The organism is Stenotrophomonas sp. 2694, assembly GCF_040548715.1.
GTDB lineage: Bacteria > Pseudomonadota > Gammaproteobacteria > Xanthomonadales > Xanthomonadaceae > Stenotrophomonas > Stenotrophomonas indicatrix.
Map to the genome: position 1 here is coordinate 75345 of NZ_JBEPSG010000003.1, position 23813 is coordinate 99157.

Consider the following 23813-nt stretch of genomic DNA (forward strand, 5'->3'; position numbering starts at 1 on the left):
CCGGTTCCGGCGGGCTTCCAATCTGGCGCCGGGTTCGGGCTAGAATCGGGAACTCACCTTCCCTTAACGTGGATGTCGTCAATGCGCCGTTATGCCCATTGCCTGATCCTGCTGACGATGCCCTTCGCGGCATCTGCCACAGCAGCGCTTGATGACAACCGTGGCGCCTGCGTCTACTCGGCCAGCGATGCAGCCTCGCAGCGCACACCGACCAACGCGCCGACAGCGACGGCCGCCAAGCCGGCACCGGTACGTCCGGCCGCCGCGACCAGCAGCGGCGGTGGCGGTGACGACGATGTACTGCAGCGCATCCGTGCGCCGAAATGGCACAGCTACCTGCCGGGTATGTTCCGCTGATCAAGGCATTGCTGCAGTGGTTGCGGCCCGCGCCGCGACCGATCGAAGACGCACACTGGAACGATGCCTGCCACCGCGCAGCGTGGTTGCGCGGCCTGGACGACGAACGGCATGCACGCCTGCGCGCGCTGACCACGCGCTTCCTGCATGAGAAGACCATCTCCCCGATCGGCGAACTGCAGCTGCAGCCGGCCGATGGCGTGCTGCTGGCCGCACTGTGCTGCCTGCCGCTGCTGGAGTTCGGCGAGGTGGGGCTGGAAGGCTGGTCGCAGCTGATCGTCTACCCCGATGCCTTCCGCGTGCATCGCAGCCATATGGACGCCGCCGGCGTACTGCACGAGTGGGATGACGAGCTGATCGGCGAATCGTGGGACAGCGGTCCGCTGATTCTTTCGTGGGCCGATGTGCAGGCCGATCTGGCGGCACCGCATGAGGGTTACTGCGTGGCCGTGCATGAAATGGTGCACAAGCTGGATGCGCTCGACGGTGCGATGGACGGCACGCCGCCGTTGCCGCGTGCGTGGCAACGCGAGTGGGCAGCTGACTTCCAGAGATCGTACGACGCGTTCTGTGCGCAGGTGGATGCCGGCGTGGAAACACTGATCGATCCGTATGCGGCCGAGGCGCCGGAAGAGTTCTTCGCGGTGGCCAGCGAGTACCACTTCTCTGCGCCGGACCTGCTGGCAGAAGCGTTGCCGGAGGTGGCTGCGCATCTGCGGCGGTTCTATGGTGAGCCGCCGGCAATGGTCGGGTGATTCATCCGTCCGCCGGGCATGGCCCGGCGCTACCCGAGGGTCTACGTCGACCGGATCGGGTTGCAACGGATCGTTACGGCCCCGGCGGCAGCCGCACTTCGAAACGGGCGCCGCCCAGTTCGCTGGAACGGGACACCTGCAGCTCGCCGCGGTAGTCCTTGATCAGGTCCTGCACGATCGACAGGCCGATGCCGTGGCCCTGTACGCGCTCATCGCCGCGCACGCCACGCTGCAGCACCTTGCCGATGTCCTCCGGAGCAATACCCGGGCCATCGTCATCCACTGCCAGCAGCAGGCCGGCGCGACGCGCATTCGGCGCCGGCAACGGCTGCGCGGTCAGCAGCACGCGGCGCTTGGCCCACTTGAACGCGTTCTCCAGCAGGTTGCCCAGCAGCTCCTGCAGGTCACCCGGTTCGCCGTGGAAGCGCGCGGCCGGGTCGATATCGAATTCGCACAGCACGCCCTTGGACGCATAGACCTTCTCCAGGCCGCGCACGATCTCCTCGGCGTTGGATTCGATCGGCAGCGGTGCCGAGAACAGCTTGTGGCCCGACGAGGCCGCGCGTGCCAGCTGGTAGGACACCAGGTTGTTCATGCGCTGCAGCTGCACGTCCAGCTCTTCGCGCAGGGCGCCATCGCCGGCGCCGCTGTCCATCTGCGTACGCAGCACCGCAATCGGCGTCTTCAGGCTGTGCGCCAGGTCGGCCAGGGTATTGCGCTGGCGTTCCAGGTTCTCACGCTCGCCCTCGATGAAGGCATTGATGCTGTCGGTCAACGGCTCCAGCTCGCGCGGGTGGCGTTCGCTCATGCGCTCGGTCTCGCCGCGCTGGACCTTGGTCAGTTCGGTGATCACCCGCCGCAACGGGCGCAGGCTCCACTGCAGGATGACCGTCTGCAGCAGCAGCAGGATCAGGCCGATGCCGCCCAGGTAGAACCAGACCCGGCTGCGGAACACGCGCAGCTGCGCGCCCAGCGCGCGCGAGTCTTCCATCACGTAGATGGTGTACGGGAATTCGGTGGCCGGGTCGGCGTCGGCATCCCACACCAGGCCCAGGCCATAGCGATACACCGAGCCCTGGCTGCCGTCGATCTGGATCATCGGCAGCGGGCCTTCGAACACTTCCTGGCGCGGAGCCAGCAGGCCGCCGCCGACGGTGGGCAGCATCGGGCCTTCGGCGGACATCGAATTGCCCTTGCCGTCGGGCATGACGACCTGCAGGTACAGGCCGCTGCCGGGCACGTCGAAACGCGGATCCGGCGGCTGCTCGCGGATGTACAGCGAGCGGTCGCGGGTGAAGTCGATGCCGGCCGCATAGGCGGTGGCATAGTTCTTCAGGCGCTCGCGCAGGTTCGCCTTCGCCGTATCGGCGAAGGCGGCATCAAGCGCGTAACCGGCCAGGGCCAAGAACGCGACCAGACCCACTGACGCGGCGAACATCTGGCGCGCCTGCAGAGAGCGCGGCCGCCAGCGTCGGAAGAACCACAGACGGCCGGACATCGTTTATCGCCTGTTGAAGGCCTCAGCCCTCGTTACGCGGAATCGCGAAGCGGTAGCCACGACCGCGTACGGTCTCGATCGGCTTCAGTTCGCCATCCGGGTCCAGCTTCTTGCGCAGGCGGCCGATGAACACTTCCAGCACGTTCGAGTCACGATCGAAGTCCTGCTGGTAGATGTGCTCGGTGAGGTCGGCCTTGGAGACCAGTTCACCGGCATGCATCATCAGGTACTCCAGCACCTTGTACTCGTAGCTGGTGAGGTCGACATTGCTGCCGGCCACGCTGACGGTCTGCGCTGCCAGATCCAAGGCAACCGGACCGCATTCCAGGGTCGGCTTGCTCCAGCCGGCGGCGCGGCGCAGCAGCGCGTTGACGCGGGCCAACAGCTCTTCCACATGGAACGGCTTGACCAGGTAATCGTCGGCGCCCTGCTTCAGGCCCTCAACCTTGTCCTGCCAGCTCGAACGCGCGGTCAGGATCAGCACCGGGAACTTCTTGCCTTCGTCGCGCAGGGCCTTGATCAGCTCCATGCCCGACATCTTGGGCAGGCCAAGGTCGATGATGCCGACGTCGAACGGCACTTCGCGGCCCATGTACAGGCCTTCTTCGCCGTCCTGCGCTGCATCGACGGCAAAACCTTCGCGCTTGAGCCGGGCTGCCAGGGTCTCACGCAGCGGGGCTTCGTCTTCGACCAGAAGGATACGCATGAACTCTCCCTAGTGTGCTGGGTGCGGCCCGGAGGCCTGTGGGTACGGGTTGATAGCGACAACTATCCCTGTTCAGGGGTTATCGCCGCGTAGTGATGACATATCCGACCGCGGCGTGCGCGGCTGTGAACGTGCCGGGGCGGGGTCGTCCATGTAGCGGACCCGACCGCGGTCGTCCATGTATTTGACCCGGTTGATGTCACGACCATCGAACGGCACACGCTCGGCGCCCAGGATGTGGCCACCGGTGGTGCGCTGCACGCGGCGCACGGCATCGGACAGCGAGCGCTCGTTGCTGGCGCCACGGCCTCCACGCTCCATCATTTCTGCGCGCCCCTGTTCCCGCTGCGGGTCCTGCGCCAGCGCCGAAGACAGCGGGGCAGCCGCCAGGACCACGCAGGTGGCCAGGGCAATACAGCGGTGGAAGGGAGCGGAAGACATCGATGCGATCCTAGCCGAGCACGGCGATTCGTTCAAAAGTCGTAAATCCGGGCACCGGAATGGAACCCGGCGTTTTACAAATCTTTTGCAAATTCTTGGTTTCGGGCAGTGAATCCGGTCTGAACTTTTCCAGATGCTCCAGACCGTTGTTCAGCTAAGTGAACATTCGGGACGAAATGGCCGCCCTTGTCAAGTCAGGAATGTGACTGACGTCACGCAGCGGCGCGGTCGGCTTCGCGTTCGGTGACTGCCAGCGCCTGCTCGACCAGCGCCCAGTCGGCACCGGGGCGATGGGCACCCTCGCTCAGCACCTGGCGGAATGCGCGGCCGCCGGGCTGGCCGTGGAACAGGCCGAGGATGTGGCGGGTGATGTGCTTGAGGGCCAGGCCCTCGCCCAGGCGGGCTTCGATGTACGGGCGCAGGGCGCGCAGGAGCTCACCGCGCGGACGCAGCGGCGCGCCGGTCTGCAGCGCTTCCAGCTGATGCAGCAGGTAGGGGTCGTGGTAGGCCGCGCGACCGAGCATGACGCCATCGACGTGCGCGGCCTGCGCCTGCACCGCCTCGATGCTGGCCAGGCCACCATTGAGCACCACCGGCAATGCCGGGCGCTCCTGCTTCAGCCGGTAGGCCCAGTCGTACTTCAACGGCGGAACCTCGCGGTTCTCCTTCGGCGACAGACCCTTCAGCCAGGCATTGCGGGCGTGCACCACCACCATCGCGGCGCCGGCCTCGACCTGGCGATCGACGAAACTGGCGAATACCTCGTAGTTGTCGTCTTCGTCCACGCCCAAGCGGCATTTCACCGTCACCGGGATGTCCACTGCCTCGACCATGGCCGACACGCATTCGGCCACCAGCACCGGCTCGCGCATCAGGCAGGCACCAAAGCGCCCGGCCTGCACGCGGTCGGACGGGCAGCCGCAGTTGAGGTTGACCTCGTCGTAGCCCCAGTCGGCGGCGATGCGCGCGGCCTGCGCCAGCAGCGCCGGATCGCTGCCACCGAGCTGCAGTGCCAGCGGCTGTTCGCTGGCATCGAAACCGAGCAGGCGCTGGCGATCGCCATGGATGACCGCATTGGCGTGCACCATTTCGGTGTACAGCCGCGCACCCGGCGCCAGCAGGCGGTGGAACACCCGGCAATGGCGGTCGGTCCAGTCCATCATGGGAGCGACGGACAGGCGCAGGGAATCAGCGTAACGGGCGGTGGCGGACGTCATCGGGCGGTTGATCGTGGAGACTGGCATTGCCAGTGAGATCAATAGTTTACACCGGGCGGATGAATGGCGGCGGGCAGCCGGGGATGCAGGCCGGGTTGCCGCTGCCGCCCTTGCGTGGGGATACTCGGTACGCGGGTTCCTGTTGCACCGCATCTGTTGGAAGGGAAGCCACAATGAAACCGACTGCATCCTCGCTGGCGGGCTCTGGCCTCGCCTGCCTCACCCTGCTGGCGGGACTGGCCTTGGGCAGTGGTTGCAGCAGCGTCCGCGACACGCGCCTTGCGGAGATCAAGCCCGGCCCACGATGCGACTTCACCGAAGGCGCCACCTTCGACAACCGGCCGTCCTACCTGTCGGCCGGACAGGAAAATGCGCCCATCGGCGCGCTTTCCAGGCTCTTTGGCGTCTACAACAAGGACATCCACCAGGTCACGATCCGCCAGGAGGCGAGCCGGCTGGTGGCCCGCTTCCATGCCGCCGACGGCACCGGCATCGAGGCTGCAGGCAGCGCTTCCAGCAAGAGCTACAGCGCCGAAGGAGAACAGCTGGTCATCAACCGGTGGTCATCGTGCAAACCGGGCGAGGCCGGCGCCGGCTGCGTCTGGTCGCGCGTGGAACTGTCCTGCACGGTGGAAAACGATCTGGTGGTGAAGCAGGTGGACGGAGGCGCGGTCCTGCTGGCCCTGATCATCCCGATGGGCCAGCGCAGGACCCAGTTCGGGGTGTACCGGCGGGTCGACCCTGCAGAATGAATCGACAGAAGGCCCCGGGTCGTTGGGCCCGGAGCCTTCGGCCACAGTGCAGCAGGCTTACAGGCCGCGGTTGCGCACCTGCTCCTGCTGCTGTTCCTGCACGCGTTGGTTGAACTGGACATCCAGTTCCTCGGTCTGGCGGGTGCTGGCCTCGACCGACTGCGACACGGCCTGTCGGCTGTCGACGAAGGTGCGCTGCGCAGCCGGGTCGCCGACATTGCCCTGCACGGCGAACAAGCCGCTGCCATCCGGGCGTGCGACCACATGGTCGATCTGGCGCATGCCGGCGACCTTGCTCTCGTAGGCCAGCTGGCCGGCGGCGCGTTCGGTTTCCTGCGCATTGGCGAACAGCGGGCACAGGCCAGCCTGCACGCGCTGCTGCTGCAGCTCCTGTAGTTTCTCCAGGGCCTGGTTGAAGCGCGGATTCTCGGCATGCGAAGGATCGCGCATGCTGGGCGCTGCCGGTACGGTCGGTTCGGTGCGTGCCGGGGCGGCGGCGGTCTGCGCGCCGGCCTTCACTGCGGCCGGGTCGTCCAGGCGCGCCAGGGTCTGGCGGCCGGCCTTGCCATCCTGCTCCAGGCCGTTGTTGGCCTGGAACTGCTTGACCGCTGCAAGCGTGTCCTTGCCGAAGATGCCATCGGTGCCCAGCGCCTTGCCGTCGGCGGCGGTGTAACCCAACGCGGCCAGCTTGCCCTGCAGCGCCTTGACCTCATCGCCGCGTTCGCCCTTCACCAGCATGCCGTCGGCCATCGGCGCCTGCTGCGTGGCGCGTGCGGCCTGCGCTGCTTCCGGCCCCTGCGCGTGTACCTTGCCGCCGAGGGTGATGCGGTCGTTGAGCATGTCGCCGAGGTAGCGGCGGAACTGCGCCGGCTCCACTTCGATATGCGCATGCACCGGTTTGCTGCCGGCGTTCGACTGCTGGATCAGCGGAGCGCCGTACTCGACGAAGTCACCGTTCTTGTAGGGCGACGTGCCGGCGGCGCCGTGCAGCACCTGGCCTACCAGCTCACGGCGCGGATCGCCGGCCGGGTGGCTGTAGAGGCTGATCGAATTGGTCGCGTCCTTGTTGAACTGCGCGTAGCCGGCCACCGGGTTCGGAATCATCACATCGCGGCTACCCAGGCGATCGGTGAGGATCAGGTCCTTGCGCACCAGCGGAATGTCATTCTTGTCCTCACGTGTGCGGATGTTCTCCATCTCGCCTTCGACCATGCCCGATTGGCGGTCGGCCTTGCGAGCATCGCCGGTGCGCACGGCTTCGGCATTGGTGTTGGGATGATGGATCTTCAGTTCGCGATAGGCCGTTTCGCCACTGATGCCGTGGGCCAGCGTGCGGTTGCTGGTGACATTGCCGTAGGGCTCGATCACCGTGATGCGGCCGCCACCGGGGGCGGCCGCCACCGGCGCACCATCCGTAGAGGGCGCCTTCGGCTCGTGGCGTTCCGGCGAGGGTACCGATGGCGGTGCCGGTGTCTGTGCGGGTGGGCGAACCCCGGCGTTCAGTGCAGACAGCGTGTCACGCCCCGCCTTGCCATCTTCTTCCAGCCCATGCGCCTTCTGGAACTGACGCACCGCGTGGTAGGTATCGCTGCCGAAATCGCCGTCGGGCTTCAGCACCTTGCCATCCACACCGGTGTAGCCGGCCTGCGCCAGCTTCTGCTGCAGCGCGAGCACTTCATTGCCGCGTTCGCCCTGCACCAGCACACCGTCGGCCATCGGTGCACGCGCCGGGCGCGCGGCGGACTGACGATGCGCCGGCTCGCCGAACGCCTGTTCGTAGGTCTTGCCCCGGTACGGCTGCGGGTCGTGGTTGATCCTGTCGTAGCGCGCCAGCGCAACCAGCTCGGACTTTTCATTGAGCGTGCGCTCGCGCAGCGAATCCCACTGCTTGGGCGAGCTCTCGAAATGGCGCTGGACGTTGGCGTGCTTGTAATCCTGCACGGCCCTGACAATCTGCTCGTCACTCAGCTCGGACAGCTTGTAATCATCACCATAGGCTTGTTTCAGGCCATTCTGGAATACACCACGGGTCATGTTGCGATACTGCACCGACGTGCTCCACAGCGCGTCCTGCACGGCAGGGCCGCGACCTTGCAGGTCCACGCCGACCTTCTTCAGGCGATCCATCTGCACGTCGTAATACTGGTGCTGGATGAAATCGTGCTGTTCCTGGGCGAAGCCCTTTTCGTCGCGTGCGGCCACCGCTTTCCAGCGCTCGCTGAAGGCTTCCGTCGCAGGCTTCAGGCCGTGGAACTGGTCCGCATAGCGGGACGACTTCAGGTACTCGTCCACCCCGCCAACGGCGCTGGCGAACTGGTAGCTGCCATAGGACACGCCGCCATGGTCACCCTTGCCCGAGGAAATCCAGCCTGGACCACGGTTGTCGGTTTCAAAACGGGCGGAGGTCTGGCCGCGATGCCAGTGTTCCATCGCCTTCCTTGCATCGGTCACTACATCCATGTCGAAGGACTCCTCTCAGTTGGCAATGCGGTGGATTGAGGTCACTTGCTGCGTGCAGCGGCCTGCAGCTGGTCAACGCGGTTGGCCACGCGGTTGATGCGGCACGACTGCGCGTCCAGCCTCTGGCCCTGGCCATCGGTTTTGGGATCCCAGCGGCAATGACGATTGGTGTCCGACCACCAGGCAGCCTGCGCATCCATCCAGTCATCCTTGGCCTTGCTGTCGGGACTTGCCACGACACCGGCGACGATCTCGGCCAGGCGGTCTTCCTGGTAACTCAACTCCTCGTCGCCACATGCCTGCAGGCGTGCTGTCACCGCTTCGCTGGCGTCCACGCAACGGGTGTACGCAGGACGCAGGTTGGCCTGGGTGTAGGAGGCATCGGGCAGCGGCGCGGGAAAGTCATCGGCATCCGCGTCGGCATCGGCGGCTGTAGTTGCAGGCGTCGCGCTGGCCGGTGTCGATGTGGCTGCCGGTGTGGGCTCATCTGCGCTGGCGGCAGCGGCAACCGTGGCGCTGTCGGCCGAAGGGGCCTGGCAGGCGCCCAGCAACAGGCACAGCACCAGCGCAATTCCGCGTCGGATTTCAAAGGCGGATCGATCAATGCGCGCAGGCGCGCTCAAGGCTTGCATTGCTTGCTTCTCCCTGGTGAGTCGCCGGGTGGGTCGGCAAAGAGGAGCCGTCCATCGGCCCCATCACGGTGAGGATGCTACGCCAGCGCAGAATGCCGGTGCCTGACTGAATTCAGGGTTCAGCCGACATCAACGGCGCTCGCGCGCCTGCAGTTCCACCGCGCGGTTGGCGTAGCGGTTGATGAGGCACGACTGCGCGTCCAGCGCCTGGCCCACGCTCTCTGTAGCCGGGCTGCAGCGCTTGTCGGTGTCCTCGGCCCAAGTGGCCTGTTCGTCCATCCAGCGGTCCTTGGCCGGACTGTCGGGGCCGTTCATCAGGCGCGCCACTTCGGCCTGCAGCTGCGTCTGGTGGTAGGCCAGCTCGGTATCGCCGCAGGCCTGGATATGGTCGTTCATGCCACGGGCCTGCTGCACACAGCGGATGAATTCCGGGCGAAGCGTTGCCTGGGTGTAGGAGGTATCGGGCGGGCCGCTCTGCGCCATCAATGCGTCGGCACGGTTGGCCACGCGGAACAGGCGGCACTCCTGTGCCTTCTGCAGGTCATCCACACCGGCATTGGTCGGAGCGGAGCAATGACGGTCGGTAGCGCTGCGCCAGGTCGCCTGGGTGGCAAGGAACGCCTGCTTCGCAGCAGCGTCGAGCCCGGTCACAGTCTTGCTGGCACCCTCCTGCAGGCGCCCTTCCTGATAGGCCAGTTCATCCTTGCCGCAGGCCTGCAGCTTGCCCGCATCCTCCACGCCATCCACGCACCAGCCATAAGCCGGGCGCAGGCGACCGTCCGTGTAGGACGCATCCGGGTACCGAGAGGAATCACCGGTCACTGCATGGGGGGGCGCTGCCGGCGCTGCCGCGGCGAGCGGAACCGGAGCGGCCGCCGCTTCGGCCGATGCCGGGGTAGAAGGCGCCTGGCACGCGGTGAGCACCAGGCACAGGGCCAGCACCTTCCAGTACCGACGGCCGGAGGCGATCTGTTCATTGCCCCCATGGGCATCCATTACCTGCATTGCTTGCATCTCCCTTGCTTGTGGCCAGCGGGTGCCGGCCGGGAGGGTCCGTCCATCGGCCCCGATCACGGTGCAGATCCTACGACAGCGGCGGTTTCAGATGGCTGACTGAATTCAGCTTGCGCGGACGGCACCGCAGAAACCTGACGCGACCAACTTTGGAGCGGTGGTGGCCTGCTGCGACCGGCCACCACCGCTCCGTCACAGCTCGTTGGGCCGATCAGGCTGCACGATCGGCGCGTGCGTTTCGTAATCGGTCTGCTTCCAACCGCCCCCACCCTCTCCCGCAACCCACTGGAACGTCCAGGTTTCCACGAAGCCACCGGGAAGCTCATTGGTGATGGTGATCTTCTCACCGGCAGCACCCGAGGCCGGAAGCGGAACGGGAGGTGCCACTGCGGCAGAGGCCCAGGCATCGGAGGGGGGCCGGCGCTGCTGCACCGTAATCGTGCCCAGCTCCATCGTCCGCCGATCCGCATCCGGGATGCTGTCCAGCCACCGTGCGATCGCCGCCGCCTCAGCGGTTCCTGCGCGGTGGTGGGAAACATGTTCGATAACGATGCGGGGCGAGGTCGCAACCGCACTGGGCGATAGCGCCGTCAAGCCAAGACCCAGTGCGGAGTACAGAAGTACCGGAAACACGCGTATTGCGATCATCTCTCGTCCTTTTCCGATCTGTGCCGAATACACGAAATCACAGTGCATCCGGTGAAGGCAGGCCTCAATCAGAAAACTTGCAGACGAAAACAGCAAGCGGCCATCAGTGCGCGCTGCCTCTGCCCCCCACCTGTTCGATCAGCGTCTGGCTGGCCGCGTTGAGGCCGACAACACTGACTTCGGCGCCATGCGCGGTCAGCTTTTCCTGCGCGCGTTGCAGCGCGGCGACGGCAGTCAGGTCCCACAGGTGGGCCTCCCGCAGGTCGATCTGTACCTTCGGCGCCACGTGCTGGTAGTCGAACGCCGCACCCAGCTGTCCGGCGGAGGCGAAGAATAGTTGGCCGCGCACGCGGTAGACCTGCATGTCCATGTCTGCAACGTCTTCGCGTTGCACGTCGAGCATGCGGCCCACCTTGCGGGCGAAGAACAGGGCAGACAACAGCACGCCGCTGAGCACACCCTTGGCCAGGTCGTGGGTGGCCACGGTGACCACCACGGTCAGCAGCATCACTGCCGACGAGCTGCGCGGATGCGTGCGCAGGTCGCGCAGCGAGCGCCAGCTGAAGGTGCCGATGCTGACCATGATCATCACCGCCACCAGTGCGGCCATCGGGATCTGCCGCACCAGGTCGCTGCCGTATACCACCAGCACCAGCAGCAGCACGCCGGCCACCAGGCAGGACAGGCGGCCTCGACCGCCGGAGGTCACGTTGATCACCGACTGACCGATCATCGCGCAGCCGGCCATGCCACCGAGGAAACCGGTGACCGTGTTGGCCAGGCCCTGGCCGACGCACTCGCGGTTGCGCTCACTGGGCGTCTCGGTGATGTCCTCGACAATCTGCAGGGTCATCATCGATTCGAGCAGGCCGACCACCGCCAGCGTGGCTGACACCGGCAGCAGGATGCGCAGCGTTTCCCAGGTGAAGGGCACATCGGGGATGAGGAAGTGCGGCAGGCTGTCGGGCAGCTGGCCCATGTCGCCCACGCTGCGTACATCGATGCCGAAGCCGATGACCACGGCGGTGAGCACGATGATCGCCACCAGCGGCGAAGGCACTGCGCGGGTGATGCGCGGCAGCAGGTAGATGATCGCCAACGCGGCGGCGCACAGCACATACACGGTGGGGCCGCGGCCGATCAGCTCGGGCATCTGGGCCAGGAAGATCAGGATGGCCAACGCGTTGACGAAGCCGGTGATGACCGAGCGCGAGACGAAGCGCATCAGCGAGCCCAGCTTGAACACGCCGGCCAGCACCTGCAGCAGGCCGGCCAGGATGCTGGCGGCAAACAGGTACTGCAGGCCGTGGTCCTTGACCAGGTCGACCATCACCAGCGCCATCGCGCCGGTGGCGGCAGAAATCATGCCGGGGCGGCCGCCTGCAATCGCGGTGATGACGGCAATGGAGAAAGCAGCATACAGGCCGACCTTGGGGTCGACGCCGGCGATCAACGAGAACGCGATGGCTTCGGGAATCAGCGCCAGCGCGACGACGGCACCGGACAGCAGATCACCACGGAGGTTGCCGAGCCATTGCTGGCGCAGGGGATAAGACGTTTGCATGGGAAAACTCCGCGCACACGCGGGCGAGGCCACGTGGCGCTGCAGTGGAAAGACGCGGGTTCCTGAGCCGGTTGGGCCGGCTGCCGAGGGGTGGCAAGGGTCAGGGTGGCGTGATCACTGCAGTGCGTCGTCGGGGAGCGTGGAAGGGGCGCAGTCTACGGGAAGGGGCCGGGCGGCTCAAATGGCCGCCCGGGTCGATTGAGGCACATCAGTAGGTATAGGCTGCCAGTACAAAGCTCGGCAGACGCGAGGCGAAGGTCTGATAGGACGCTCCGCTCAGGGACCGCTGACGATTGGCGGCCCGCCTGCAGAAGTTGATGCGCAGTTGCGATGCGGTCGGCGTGCTTATAGCGGCCATGTAGCGCATGTTGGTGCGAATGGTGGGATTGCCACTCGGCATGGCGTAGACATCGTGGCACATGCCGATATCGGACAGCAGGTAGGCAAGATTATCGCCGGGCCCGTTTACCAGATCACCTGTCAGAATATTCTCGTTGGACATCTCGCTGGGCACCGGAGGTCTTGCCCCAGTCATATCCACCAGACCTGCCATTCGCAGCGGACGGCTGCTCATGTCCCACTGCACAGAGCCATCGGCGTTGTAGACCTGCATGCCGACGTTGGTGCTGGGCGCTGCGCGCCCCCAAGCCCACCACTCGAAGCTGGTCGTCCCCTGTGCCATGTTCCAGCCGAATCCGTCGGTGCCGGTACCGATACGCGTGGAGCCGTTATTGCAGCGGATGAATACCAGGTACGGCACGCTCTGCCTAGGCAGGGTGACAGAGCCACTCTGGCCCAGCGGCGATGTGTTGCTACCGATTGATTCAACACCTTTGCCAGCGGCAAAGAAAGCCATCGCGTGTGAATTGACAAGAACGGGAACACCGCTGTCATTTGTTACCTCAAGACCGACGGTCATCAGAAACTCCCGTAGAAAAGATAGGCATTGGGACTGGTTGTGGTCATGAAGGTAAAACTGAGGGTCAGGTAGTCTCCGTAGGCCCCCTGGCTCCTAAAGCTCATGCTGGCCATGTTCGGCGCCGAGAACTGGTTGCCGTTCTGATCTTGCCAGTTGTCCCAGAAGGTCGTTGGCAGAATGGCGAACGGCTCCCCCATTCCGGCCATGCCGACGTAGGTGCTGGCACTACTGCTTACATGGAGATCGCCCATCACCTTTCCGGCACGATCGTTGGTGTCGAACCACATCTGCCCATCCGGGCCGAAAATCTGCATTCCTGTTGCCATTACCAGATCCCCATGCGGACGCGCACGCGACCGCTGCTGTCGTAAACGTGGATGACACTGTCATTGATGGTCAGGCGGCCGCCGTTCTCGGGGCCATTCATCGTCAACGTGCCGTTCTTGTCGAGTCTCCATCGGGGCTGGCCATTAGCTCCCATAGCGTTGGACTGGATCACATCGCCGATCATGGCGTTCTGGATCCAGCCAGTGCCGATCAATGCCTGATTGATGAAGGTCTGCCCGCCCTGTACCACGAACGGCGCACTGACCTGGCCACTGTTGGTGTTGAACAATGCGAAGCGATCGGCCTGCATCAGGATCTGGCTCTGGTAACTGCCATCGGGCTGCTGCTCCACGCCCAGCCCCATGCCGGCCATGTAGATCTGACCTGCACTGCTGATCTGCGCCTTGACCGTGTAGGTCGCGCTGACCTTGCCATCCAGATTCACCACGGCCTGCGAGACCTGCTGCACGGCCGCGCTGACGCCTTCGATCTTGCCAGGTACGCCATCGATGGAGGCTTCAACCGTGTCCACGCGCTTGGCCAGCGCCGCGTCCTTTTCGGCCATCACGCTGTAGACGGTGATGGCGCCGGCGGTAACGTCGTTCTCACCGACGTTGTAGTCCTCCTCGCCCGCGCTGTGGTCGCTGACCTGGGCGAACAGGCCATCGACTTTCTGCCCCTGCGCAGCCACCTTGCCGTCGACGTCGGTGACATCCATCTCAAGCTGATCGACCCGACCGACAATGGCACCGGCATCGGCGATCGCATCGCCCACATCCTTCCAATGCGTGCCCGGCGGCGTTTCGTTGCCCGCTGCAGTGTCCTGCCAGCTCCAGATCCGGCCGTCATGGATGACGGTCTGGCCCGCGGTATAGGTCGCATCCGCATCCCAGACCAGCGGCAGCACCTCGCTGACGCGCTCGATCTTCTGCTGCAGTTGCTGGCCAAGTGCACTTTCGTTGATGCGACCGGCGAAGTAGGCGTCATAGTCCGCCTGGTTGCTGCTGGACTCTCCCAGTACGCCAGCGCCCACCGGGTGCCATGGACCTATGTTGCCGCTGCGATCAACCAGGCGACCCCAGAACCAGAAGCGCGCGCCGGCTGCCAGGCCATTCATCTGGTGCCGTGACTGCGGATAGGCAAAGTCACCGAGTTTGATGGCCGCTGCACGGTCAGGACTGGTGCTGTACCAGAGCTCGGTACGCTCGGTATCGGTAGCACCAACAGGGAACTGCCAGTCCAGCTCGATGCCGAAAACGCGACTGCGGACCGTGAGCGAAGACAGCGCTGGCGGTGGCGTGGTCTTGCCCTCAATCGTCGTCAGCGCGCTGACCATCGGCTGCGACACCGCACCCAGCGCATTGACCGCACGAACCCGGGCCAGGTACTGGCCGGCGTAGATGCCGCGCACTTCCAGGCTCTGCGCACCCACGCGGCCGGCACGGACCCAGTTGAGATCACCACGACGCCATTCCACGTCATAGGCAATCGCCTTGTCCGCCGCGTCCCACTCGATGGTGAGTACGGAAGTGGCGATACCCTGGTCGACGACCACATGCGAGGCCATCCGCACGTTCGCGGGTGGCGGCTGCACGCTGGGTGGCACGATGCTGATCGGCGGCTGCTCCAGGCGCGTGCCATCGTCGATGGCGGCGTACTTGCCCGGCACATGCTTGAGCGCGGTGATCTGGTAGGTCAGTTCTTCGCCTTCACTGATCGACAGCACGCGGTACTGCTGCAGCGCCAGCTCCGGCGACTCCAGTGCCCAGACCGACTGCGCGACCGGTACTGCCGACCACGGCGCGGTGACGGTGACCGTCTCGCCATCAACCGACTGCACGGTACGTGCTTCGGAATGCCCATTGGGCAGCGTCGCACGCAGGGTATCACCGGCTTCAATCTTCTCCGGCGGCTGGTCCAGCACCAAGGTGCGCGCACCCGCGCTGCGGATGCGCCCTGCGTTGCGGCGACCGGCGCGGTTCGGGTCGGCCACCTGGATGATGTCGCCGGGCATGCAACCCAGGGCATCCAGCCCCACCGAGAAGCTGATCGTCTCGGTTTCCAGCATCTCGGTGTGCAGGATGTGGTTGCCCACGCGCTGCGCCTGCGAACGCGAATGGCAACCCACCGCCGTCACTTCGGTCTGGTTGATGCCATAGCGGGCGACCCCCGGCAGGTGCTGCACCACTTCGACCTTCTGCCGGCCGAAATCATCCGGATCGATCCAGGACACCAGAGCGACGGTGTGCCGCGCCGTGCGGCTGCTGCCCGCATAGTGGAAGCGGCCCTCGATGACATTGGCCTGGCTGTAGGTCAGCAGCGGGTCCTTGGGCATGTCGGCCGAAGCCATGACCTGGCCGGCTGCATAGAAGCTGATGCCACGGAACATGGTGGCGATGTCCTGCAGCACCCTGTATGCCTCAGCGCGGGTCTGCAGGTACAGGCTGCAGGTGAATCGCGGCTCCCTGCCGCCCTGGCCATCGCTGACCAGTTCGTCGCAGTAGCGGGCGATCTGGTAGAGGCGCCACTTGTCCACCCAGTCCAGCGGGATGCGATGACCCAGGCCGAAGCGATCGTTGGTGACGATGTCGAAGAAGACCCACGCCGGATTGTTGGTCCAGCCGCTCTTGAAGGTGCCATCCCACACACCGCTGTAGACGCGGGTGAGCGGGTCATAGTTGGACGGAATGCGTACGATGCGCCCCCACAGCTGATACGAGCGCGTGGGAATGTTCTGGAACTGGCTGGCATCGACCTGCACCGCCGCCAGCGCGCAGTTGGGATAGCGCAGCTTGGCATCGATGATTTCGGTCATCGACAGCACGTTGACGGTATCGGCGATGGTGCTGCTGTTGGCGTTCGGGGTCAGCCGTCGGATGCGCACCTGCCACTGGCTGCCTGCCGGAAGATCGATGCGGCGGCTGCGTTCGTACTGGCTGGTGGTCTTGCCACTGAAAGCGTCGTTCAGCACGGTGCTGAACGGGCCGCCGTCGGTGGACAGGTCCACCGCATACATGATGCGATAGCCCTCGGTATCACCGTTTTCGGTGTTGGTCTTCTGCAGCGCGGGCACCGCAAAGCGGATGCGCACCGCCGACAGATCGGCACCGGACACGGTGCGTACCACGGGCGCATCGCTGCGCAGTTCGACGTTGACACCGACTTCATTCTCGATCGAGGGGAAGCCGCTGATGTGCTCCTGGTCCTGGGTGCCTGAGCGCGTCTGCACGTCCACGCCGGAGAAGTTCAGCGTGCCGTCCGGGTTCTCGATCGGTACCTGGTCCAGGTAGATCGACTGCTTGCCGGCGACCAGGCCGCGGATCTCGCCTTCGCTGGCGAGGTCGATGATGCGGGCCACTGCCATCGAGTGCAGGCTGTCCGGTGTTTCCACCGGCGTGCGTGCATTGCTGGCGCCCTTCTTTGCACCCACCAGTGTGGGTAGGGGTGCACTGCGCTCACGCTGTGCGGAATGAATGATCTGGTTCAAAACTGGTCCTCCGCCAGGATGCCGCCGCTGATCACGGCCGAGCCGATGAACATGCCTTTCTTGTCATGGCCGCCGTAGGCCACCGGAACAGGATTGCCTTGCGCCTGCGTGTTGACGGTGCCGTTCATGCTGTAGCTGGGGGCGTTTTCGGGTGTGTCTTTGGCCCCCAGGCCTTTTGGCTGGGGGGAGAGCATCTGGGTGATCCCGCCAACCACCATGCTGACGCCGGTTGATACCAGTGCAGCTCCGCCAGCCCAAGATGTGTAGCTCCCCACAACGATCAGCACGATGCCAATGATGGTTTGCAGTACGCCTCCCCGTTTGCTGCCCACCATCACCGGCGCGATGCGGATGTCATCCTGCCCTGGCGGGTCGTGCAGCTGATCCCGCGACAGGTTCTGCCGGCCGTTGAACACGGCAAACTCCATGCCCTTGGCCTTTGCACCCATCAGGTACTGCTGGAAGCCAGGCAGCATCACGCATAGGGCATGCACGGCCTCGGCCGGGCTGTTCACCGCCAGCCGGAACTTGCGCCCGAAGCGCGCGCCCAGCTTGCCGTACAGGCGGATGGTACGAAGACGGTCAGTCATGGCGCACCTCGCGATGGCGGACGATGCAACGGGTGCGCTCGGCCCACATGCCGCCGTAGGGCACGGCCTCGGAAAGACGACCGTGCAGGTGATGCAGCATCTGCCCGTCGCCCAGGTAGACGCCAGCGTGATTGGTCACCGGCGAGCGGATCTGCATCAGGATCATGTCGCCACGCCGCGGTTCGCCTTCGATCAGGTCGAAGCCTTCCGCATGCAGTCGTTCAAGGCTGTACAGGTCCTGGCCCTTGTCCCACCAGTCGTCGTCGCGGGTGTAGTCGGACAAGGAAATGCCCAGTTCGCGCGCGTGGAAGTCGCGCACCAGGCTGTAGCAGTCCAGCACGCCGTGGGTGAACTGGCGGCCGACCAGCGGCGCAACATAGCCGTTCGGCTGGATGGTCTGCAGGTCACCGCATTCGGGTGCCTCGCCATCCACCTGACCGACGCTGACAATGTGCCAGGTCAGGCCACTGTGCTCGCACATCACCCGATCCGCGTCGGACGGTGTGGCAGCTGCGTCCGGATGGCTGTGCACCAGGGCCAGCACCTCGCCCTTGTCCTCGGCCACGGCATAGTCCTCGGCCGGCAGGCGGAAGTGTTCACTGGGCGTACCCGCGAGGTTGCGGCACGGCAGATAGTGCTCGTGGCCTTCGATGGCCACGATCAGCCCGCAGCACTCGCGCGGGTACTCGGCCACGGCATGTGCCTGGATGGCCTGCAGGGTTGTTGGTTGCATGTTTCACCCATGAAAAAAGCCCGCGCGAGCGGGCCTTGAAGTGGAAAGTCGGAGAGCGGGATCAGGAACGAAGCAGGCCAGCGGCCGGGAAGCCGCCGTAGGGCAAGGGTTTGTCCTGGCCGAAACGCATCTTGCAGCTGCGCACACGGCCCCCGCACTGGTCGCGGGCGGGGTCATCGGTGGCCACGTCGTCGCCATCGGCAACCGCCGGACCGTTGTAGCCGCAGTAGGGGCCGCGGTAGCCACCGCGTACCAGCCAACCACACATGCCGGCGATGATCTGCCGGCCGGGCAGCTGTTCGCCGTTGAGATCGATGGCCGTGGTCAGTTCGAACTCCACCGTCTGCTTGTCCTCACCGACCTTGCGCTCGATGAACCAGACCTCGTCGGGGAAGTGCTCTGCCGGATCGGCGCTGGAATTTCCCTCTTCGAAGTTGGCTGCATCCAGGTACTTGGCGAGCGTCTGCCGACGGATGACACGGGCGCCGACCAGATCATCGAACAGCAGGCACATCGCGGTGATGCGGCCATCGATGTTGCTGACCCGGAGTTTCGGGTTCGGCGGCTGGTCGCTGGTTCGTTCAAAGCCGCTGGCTTCGATCGGCCAGGGGCCGTACTCCTGCCCCTGCCAGATGATCACACCGCTCTGCAGGTGCGCGTGGAAGAACAGCTGGTCGGCACCGAAACTGCTGGCGTCCAGTTCGAAGACGGTAATGCGGCCACCCGGCTCGAGTTGCTGGGCATCGGCGGTGATCATGAGGTGCGCTCCTGGGCGGTGGCGGGATGAGGCGGTACGGGATGGGACGGCTGACCGCAGGGCACGATCACACGGTGTCCGGGGCGCAGTGACGCATTGGTGGTGAAGCCGCTGACGCGGCCGGTTTCGGTCGTGATTGCGCTCATGGCTCAGAGCTCCGCGTCTGCGTGCACCAGAACCTGGGAGGTGGTCGACCACACCACGACCGCTCCGTACTGCTGCATGTTGTTGGACATCGAGGACAACACGGCCGCGTCCACGGTGGACTGCCAGCCCGGATCGCCGCCGTTGAAGTTGATGAGACTGCCTTCGGAGCCGAAGCCCACCAGGTTGAGCGCGGTGGAGGGCGAGGTGATCCTGGGCGCCACGCGCTTGCGTACCTTGAACGGGATGCAGGCGCGCGAATCGCCGTTGGCGGTGTAGGTGATTCCCAGGATCCGGTTCACATCAACTGCTTCGTAGTAGCGCTGGCACAGCAACAGTTCAAGCGCTTCGGGCCGGCGATCGAAATCGGTCGCGGTGTCACCCTCCTCGACCTGCATTTCAGCCAGATAGACCACGCCACTCTTCTGTCCCGCCCCGAACGCGCGACCTGCGAAGTTCGCGCCCGCGTCCAGCCACAGGCTGAGCTGTAGATAGCTGTCGGCGCCCAGGGTCTGCCCTGCGATGCCAGGCACATCCACGGTCAACTGGTGCCAGCGCCACATCGTATCGAGCGTGACGCCGCCGCCGATGCTGTCGCTTGCCGTTGAGCCGCCGGCGCCGAACGACTGCTGGAATTCCAGGCCCACCTTGAAGTTGTCGACCGTGGCCCTCGCCTTGAAGCTGACGGTGACCCGCTTTCCCGCGAACGTACGCACGTCTTCGATGCGCTGCTGGACGAGTGCCATGCTGTCGGCGCCGGCGACACTTTCGACGACGAGCTTCAGCAGGTGACGGGAACCTGCGATCAGCCTTCCCGCCGCACCACCGCCTGCCGCAATGTCGTCGCGCGATGCAGAGAGAGTGGTCGCGTGCGAGTTCACCAGCCAGCGATCGGCGGTAGGACGGGCACCGGTGGATGCGGAAAACGCCGTACCCCTCTGCCAGACCCGGAAGTCACCGTTGATAAGGCGGTTGCGGCCTGCCATTCGGCTTTCCAAGCCGTCCACGGCGGTCTGTACGCCCTCCAGGCCTGCGTAGACGTCGGCGAAGTTGTCGTTGATCTTGGTAAACGCCGGGCGCTGCGTTTCCCCTCGCTTACCATTCGCTTGAATGGTATCGAGGTCGATTGTCTTTCTAGCCATTTACTTTCCTTGGCACAGTGGTGAAAGCCTGCGGTCATGTTGCATATCGGCGGACTCATTCCGCGTGGATCGAAAAGGCCGTGGTACGCCCGGGATAGTCAGTAGATCTCTGCATCCGCTGTCCAGTGGAACCAGCCACCCCAGCGCCCCGGCGCATTTCCCCAGGCAACTTCGAAGACATTCGTCGCAATGGTGGGAACCGATGCAGGGGTGCGGCTACTGTCGTCCTGGTTGACGTAGCCGGGTTCGACCACATTGTTGTTGGGCCTGACAACAATCACCGGTGTCACTCGCTTGCGCGTCTTGAACGGCACCGACACGTAGGTGGTTGCTCCCGTCGCGGCCGAACAGCCCCAGCTATAGCGGCCGCTGTTGGTCGCAGTCCCTGGAATGACGTCATCGTCGTAGGACTTCTCGTAATAGCGTTGGCAGAGCTGCAGCTCCTGGGCCAGTGGGCGAAGGTCGAACGCTGTCGCCCGAGTTCCGCGCTCCAGCTGCATCATGGAGATGCCGAATTCCCCGCTCTGGCCAGAGATAACGCCACCATAGGCATCAGCGCACAGGTCCACCACCAGCCAGAGGAAGTCGCTGCCGGCATTGCTTCCCAGCGACTTGCCTTTGACCGATGGCAATCGTGCACTGAGCTGGAAGTAGGTCCAGGACGCGGCAGTGACTGCGACGGTACCCAGCTCCACACTGACCGCAGCTGACGGCGCGCCGCCAGTACCGAAGTTCTGGATGAGGCGGATACCGATTCGCTTGCCTACTGGGCCATAGGCGAAGCCGGAGACGGTCACCTCGCCGTCAGACAGCGTGGCCGCGCCTTCGACCTTCTGTGCGATATAGGCGCTGCTGCTTGTGCGCGTGTTGGAGACAATGCTGTTGAGGAAGCGACGCGATTCGGGTGCGGCACCGCCGGCAGGCAGATTGGCACCGCGATTGGCGGTGTGCGTGCAGCCCAGGGCCGCCACCGTCCAACGGTCCGCCACATAGATCTCACCGCCCTGGGTTGTGCCGGTGGTGGCGCGCTGCCAGAAATCAAAGTTGCCGTTGATCAGGCGATTTCTGCCCGGGACTGCGCTTCTGAGCGCAGCCTCCAGCGACTCTACGCGCTGTCCGATTGCGTTCACGTCATCCAGTGCGCCATACACTTCGGCGAAGTTCTCGTTGATCTTGGTGAAAGCCGGGCGTTGCGTCTCACCCCGCATCCCGTTCGGTTGAACGGAATCGAGGTCGATGATCTTTCTCGTCATTGTGGGTTCCTGGAATTCGATCTGGAAGCTGCTGGTGATCAGAACTCAGCGTCGGCCCACCAGTGCCACCACCCACCCCAGCGACCTGGATTGTTGGTCCAGCTGACTTCGTAACCTGAGGGCGAGGCGTGGTTGACCAGGCAGGGAACGCGGGAGATGTTGTCTTCCGCGATATGTCCATCCTGCTGAATATTGTCGGCCGAGATGATCATCACGTAAGGTTGGGCGCGCTTGGCCGCATGGAAGCGCACACTCTGATAGTGCGCCATTCCCGGTAAGTTGATCGAGAATGCCTCGCGCCCTTCGTTGTGCGCGGTATTGGGCACTATGTCGAGGTTGTAGCTTTTCTCGTAGTAGCGCTGGCACAGTGCCAGTTCAACGCCGGGCGGTCGCCAATCAAAGCTCGTCGCTGCACTCCCGGATTCGACCTGGAACTGGGTGAAGCCGAACGAGCCGTTCTGCGCGACCAACTCGCCCTTCTGGCCCGTGCCGCACAGGTCGAACACCACATAGAGATGATCGTTGCCATTACTGCCGAGCACCTTGCCTCTGGTGCTCGGTAAGGTGATGGTGATGCTCTGTCGCGTGGCCGAGGTACCCAGCGTGAGCACGCCCGCTTCAATCACCACTTCCCGCGCGGGCGAGCCACCCGTGCCGAAGTTCTGGATGACGCGCACTCCGACCTTGCGATCTGGTGCATCGCTGTTTGCCCACACAGAAATGGTGATGTTACCGCTCGCGCTGCGCACCCCCTCGATCTTCTGCCCCATCCAAGCGCCACTACTAGCGGTGGCACCCGATACCGTGCATACCAGGATTGATCGGGTGTCCTCCGGATAACCGATCTGTCCTTCGTACGCCACTCGCTGGACATCCTGATTGCAGATCAGGGCCGAGTTGGTGAAGCGATCGGCAAAGAAGATCTCTGCCCCCAACGTACCTGACCCGCTGCCGACACGACCGGAGGTGCGACGCTGCCAGAACTGCAGGCCGCCGTTGATGAGAAGATTCCTTCCGGGGACGCGCTGAGTGATCGCGTTTCCTACCGTCTCAGGTATCTTCGCCACATCCGCCAGGGCGTCGTAGACTTCTGCGAAATTTTCGTTGATCTTGGTGAATGCCGGGCGCTGTGTTTCACCTCGCTTTCCATTTGGTTGAATGGAATCGAGGTCGATTGTCTTTCTGGCCATTTCAGGCTCCTTGAACGTTGTGACGCGGCCGGTTCGGCCGCGATATCGAACCTTTCAGAGTTCGGCGTCAGCGGTGTAATGACCGGCAAGCAGTACGCCGCCACTAGCCGGAACGGACATGCCACCGATGTCGGCCATGAAGGCCTGGCTGGTCGCCATGACAACGTTGGTCAACGTGGCCGCGCGCCAAGCGCCGCCCATAGCATCGTAGTAGCGCCAATTACTGGGGGAACCCAGATTTCCGCCTTCGCCGCTGGCATAGAAGGCTACACGGGGTGTGTCCCGCATGACCGACTTGAGCTCTGCGACGACGCGGCACGTACCGCTGTTGAATGCCGTTGCGGTGCGGTGCATGGCGCTGTTGCTGTTACTGTTCGGCACCTCTGCAACGGGGAAGCTCTTCTGGAAGTAGCGCTGGCAGAGTGCTAGTTCCAAGGCGATTGGCCTCCACTCAAAGTTGGTCGCACGTGCGCCGGCTTCCCATTGCAGCTCACCGAAGTACAGCTGCCCGCTCTGGGCGCCAAGCCCGCCAGAGCGGGCTGTGAAGTTGCTACCTGCCGACAGCCATATTGCGCAGATCACCGAATCGTCGCCCCCGGCGATGGTCTTGCCATAGACGGGGGGCAAACTGACGGTCTTGCTGATCCTGTTCAATCCCTGCAGGAGCGTAAAGACCTCGGAATGGATGCCCGACACGGTCGCGCTACCGCCCGTACCAAAGCGCTGCAGGAATTCCACTGCGATCTTCCGCCCGCCTGCACCGGCGTTGTAGACGAGGAAGGAGAAGGTGCTTTCGGATGCGGCAAACGTATGGACGCCTTCCACGCGCTGCTCGAACAGGAAGTAGTGGCCAGCCACGTCGGAGTTGCCGCTTGAGTTGGCAGCCAGCGTGTTGCGGCTTCGCGGAAAATTGGAATCGCCCGCCGCAACGGGAGACCTGAAGATGGCTGCTCCGGTCATGCCTCCCTGTTGGCCAATGAATCGGTCTGCCGTGTACCCAGCTACGGCGGTGAAGCTATCTCCGCGCTGCCAAACATCGAAGTTGCCATTGGCCAGACGATTCCTGCCTGAGACCGCATGCGCTATAGCGGCTGGGATTTCTTCCAGCGTGCGCCCCATCTCCTGGAAGTTCTGATTGATCTTGGTGAAGGCGGGGCGCTGCGTTTCGCCCCGCTTGCCGTTGGGCTGGAGGGTGTCCAGGTCGATCTGCTGAAGATCCATGTCCGT

At 64.5% G+C, this 23813-nt stretch carries 22 protein-coding genes; 3 read left to right on the plus strand and 19 right to left on the minus strand.

Translation table 11 applies throughout. The annotated features are described in order from the left end of the window. Positions 1–81 precede the first annotated feature (81 nt). Both ABIA73_RS05260 and ABIA73_RS05265 read left to right on the plus strand, forming a co-directional pair. The gene (locus ABIA73_RS05260; protein WP_093820751.1) at positions 82–357 is read left to right on the plus strand and encodes a hypothetical protein; all 276 of its coding nucleotides are present in this window, start codon (positions 82–84) and stop codon (positions 355–357) included. Beyond that, positions 324–1112: a M90 family metallopeptidase gene (locus tag ABIA73_RS05265; RefSeq protein ID WP_312400873.1), complete on the plus strand. Its 789-nt coding sequence runs from the start codon at positions 324–326 to the stop codon at positions 1110–1112. The genes ABIA73_RS05260 and ABIA73_RS05265 overlap by 34 nt, the downstream gene beginning before the upstream one ends. A gap of 73 nt (positions 1113–1185) precedes the next feature. On the opposite strand, the gene ABIA73_RS05270 is transcribed toward ABIA73_RS05265, so the two are convergent. The 4 genes from ABIA73_RS05270 to dusA form a co-directional block, all read right to left on the minus strand. Continuing rightward, positions 1186–2610 carry an ATP-binding protein gene (locus ABIA73_RS05270; protein ID WP_032978238.1) on the minus strand — a complete coding sequence of 475 codons (1425 nt, stop codon included), beginning with the start codon at positions 2608–2610 and terminating at the stop codon, positions 1186–1188. A gap of 22 nt (positions 2611–2632) precedes the next feature. After that, on the minus strand, positions 2633–3316 hold the full coding sequence (locus ABIA73_RS05275) for a response regulator transcription factor (protein ID WP_004136763.1): 684 nt from the start codon (positions 3314–3316) through the stop codon (positions 2633–2635). 72 nt (positions 3317–3388) lie between these two features. Continuing rightward, positions 3389–3757: a hypothetical protein gene (locus ABIA73_RS05280; protein WP_025878314.1), complete on the minus strand. Its 369-nt coding sequence runs from the start codon at positions 3755–3757 to the stop codon at positions 3389–3391. Positions 3758–3969: 212 nt separating this feature from the next. Continuing rightward, entirely contained in the window at positions 3970–5001 is a 1032-nt protein-coding gene (gene dusA, locus ABIA73_RS05285; protein WP_218788430.1) for a tRNA dihydrouridine(20/20a) synthase DusA, read from the minus strand. Between the two features lie 146 nt (positions 5002–5147). On the opposite strand from dusA, the gene ABIA73_RS05290 reads away from it, so the two are divergent. Next, the gene (locus tag ABIA73_RS05290; protein WP_099786226.1) at positions 5148–5726 is read left to right on the plus strand and encodes a hypothetical protein; all 579 of its coding nucleotides are present in this window, start codon (positions 5148–5150) and stop codon (positions 5724–5726) included. 57 nt (positions 5727–5783) lie between these two features. Here ABIA73_RS05290 and ABIA73_RS05295 read toward each other — a convergent pair whose 3' ends face one another. The 15 genes from ABIA73_RS05295 to ABIA73_RS05365 all read right to left on the minus strand — a co-directional run bounded on the left by ABIA73_RS05295 (position 5784) and on the right by ABIA73_RS05365 (position 23807). Next, entirely contained in the window at positions 5784–8186 is a 2403-nt protein-coding gene (locus ABIA73_RS05295) for a VgrG-related protein (protein ID WP_354275514.1), read from the minus strand. 41 nt (positions 8187–8227) lie between these two features. Continuing rightward, positions 8228–8818 (minus strand): lysozyme inhibitor LprI family protein, encoded by a 591-nt coding sequence (locus ABIA73_RS05300; RefSeq protein ID WP_099844663.1) that lies wholly within the window; start codon positions 8816–8818, stop codon positions 8228–8230. 129 nt (positions 8819–8947) lie between these two features. Further along, a complete protein-coding gene (locus ABIA73_RS05305) occupies positions 8948–9814 on the minus strand; it encodes a lysozyme inhibitor LprI family protein (RefSeq protein WP_354275515.1) in 867 nt (288 codons plus the stop codon). A 210-nt stretch (positions 9815–10024) separates the two neighbouring features. Further along, complete coding sequence (locus ABIA73_RS05310; RefSeq protein ID WP_354275516.1) at positions 10025–10576, minus strand: hypothetical protein; 552 nt, start codon at positions 10574–10576, stop codon at positions 10025–10027. A 7-nt stretch (positions 10577–10583) separates the two neighbouring features. Continuing rightward, positions 10584–12044 (minus strand): SulP family inorganic anion transporter, encoded by a 1461-nt coding sequence (locus ABIA73_RS05315; RefSeq protein WP_354275517.1) that lies wholly within the window; start codon positions 12042–12044, stop codon positions 10584–10586. 208 nt (positions 12045–12252) lie between these two features. Continuing rightward, positions 12253–12963 (minus strand): hypothetical protein, encoded by a 711-nt coding sequence (locus ABIA73_RS05320; RefSeq protein ID WP_139784987.1) that lies wholly within the window; start codon positions 12961–12963, stop codon positions 12253–12255. Continuing rightward, positions 12963–13277, minus strand: a complete 315-nt coding sequence (locus ABIA73_RS05325) for a hypothetical protein (protein ID WP_354275518.1) — start codon at positions 13275–13277, stop codon at positions 12963–12965. Before ABIA73_RS05325 ends, ABIA73_RS05320 begins: the two co-directional genes overlap by 1 nt. Before the next feature lie 11 nt (positions 13278–13288). Beyond that, positions 13289–16777, minus strand: coding sequence for a TipJ family phage tail tip protein (locus ABIA73_RS05330; protein WP_354275519.1), 3489 nt, complete (start codon positions 16775–16777; stop codon positions 13289–13291). Next, positions 16774–17367 carry a tail assembly protein gene (locus tag ABIA73_RS05335; RefSeq protein WP_218788422.1) on the minus strand — a complete coding sequence of 198 codons (594 nt, stop codon included), beginning with the start codon at positions 17365–17367 and terminating at the stop codon, positions 16774–16776. The genes ABIA73_RS05330 and ABIA73_RS05335 overlap by 4 nt, the downstream gene beginning before the upstream one ends. Further along, entirely contained in the window at positions 17360–18100 is a 741-nt protein-coding gene (locus tag ABIA73_RS05340) for a C40 family peptidase (protein ID WP_354275520.1), read from the minus strand. Before ABIA73_RS05340 ends, ABIA73_RS05335 begins: the two co-directional genes overlap by 8 nt. Before the next feature lie 61 nt (positions 18101–18161). Next, positions 18162–18857 (minus strand): phage minor tail protein L, encoded by a 696-nt coding sequence (locus ABIA73_RS05345; protein ID WP_025875707.1) that lies wholly within the window; start codon positions 18855–18857, stop codon positions 18162–18164. A 149-nt stretch (positions 18858–19006) separates the two neighbouring features. Continuing rightward, entirely contained in the window at positions 19007–20143 is a 1137-nt protein-coding gene (locus tag ABIA73_RS05350; RefSeq protein ID WP_354275521.1) for a hypothetical protein, read from the minus strand. 98 nt (positions 20144–20241) lie between these two features. Next, a complete protein-coding gene (locus ABIA73_RS05355; protein WP_313283329.1) occupies positions 20242–21396 on the minus strand; it encodes a hypothetical protein in 1155 nt (384 codons plus the stop codon). Positions 21397–21434: 38 nt separating this feature from the next. Then, entirely contained in the window at positions 21435–22586 is a 1152-nt protein-coding gene (locus tag ABIA73_RS05360; RefSeq protein ID WP_313283328.1) for a hypothetical protein, read from the minus strand. 54 nt (positions 22587–22640) lie between these two features. Then, a complete protein-coding gene (locus ABIA73_RS05365; protein ID WP_313283326.1) occupies positions 22641–23807 on the minus strand; it encodes a hypothetical protein in 1167 nt (388 codons plus the stop codon). Positions 23808–23813 lie beyond the last annotated feature (6 nt).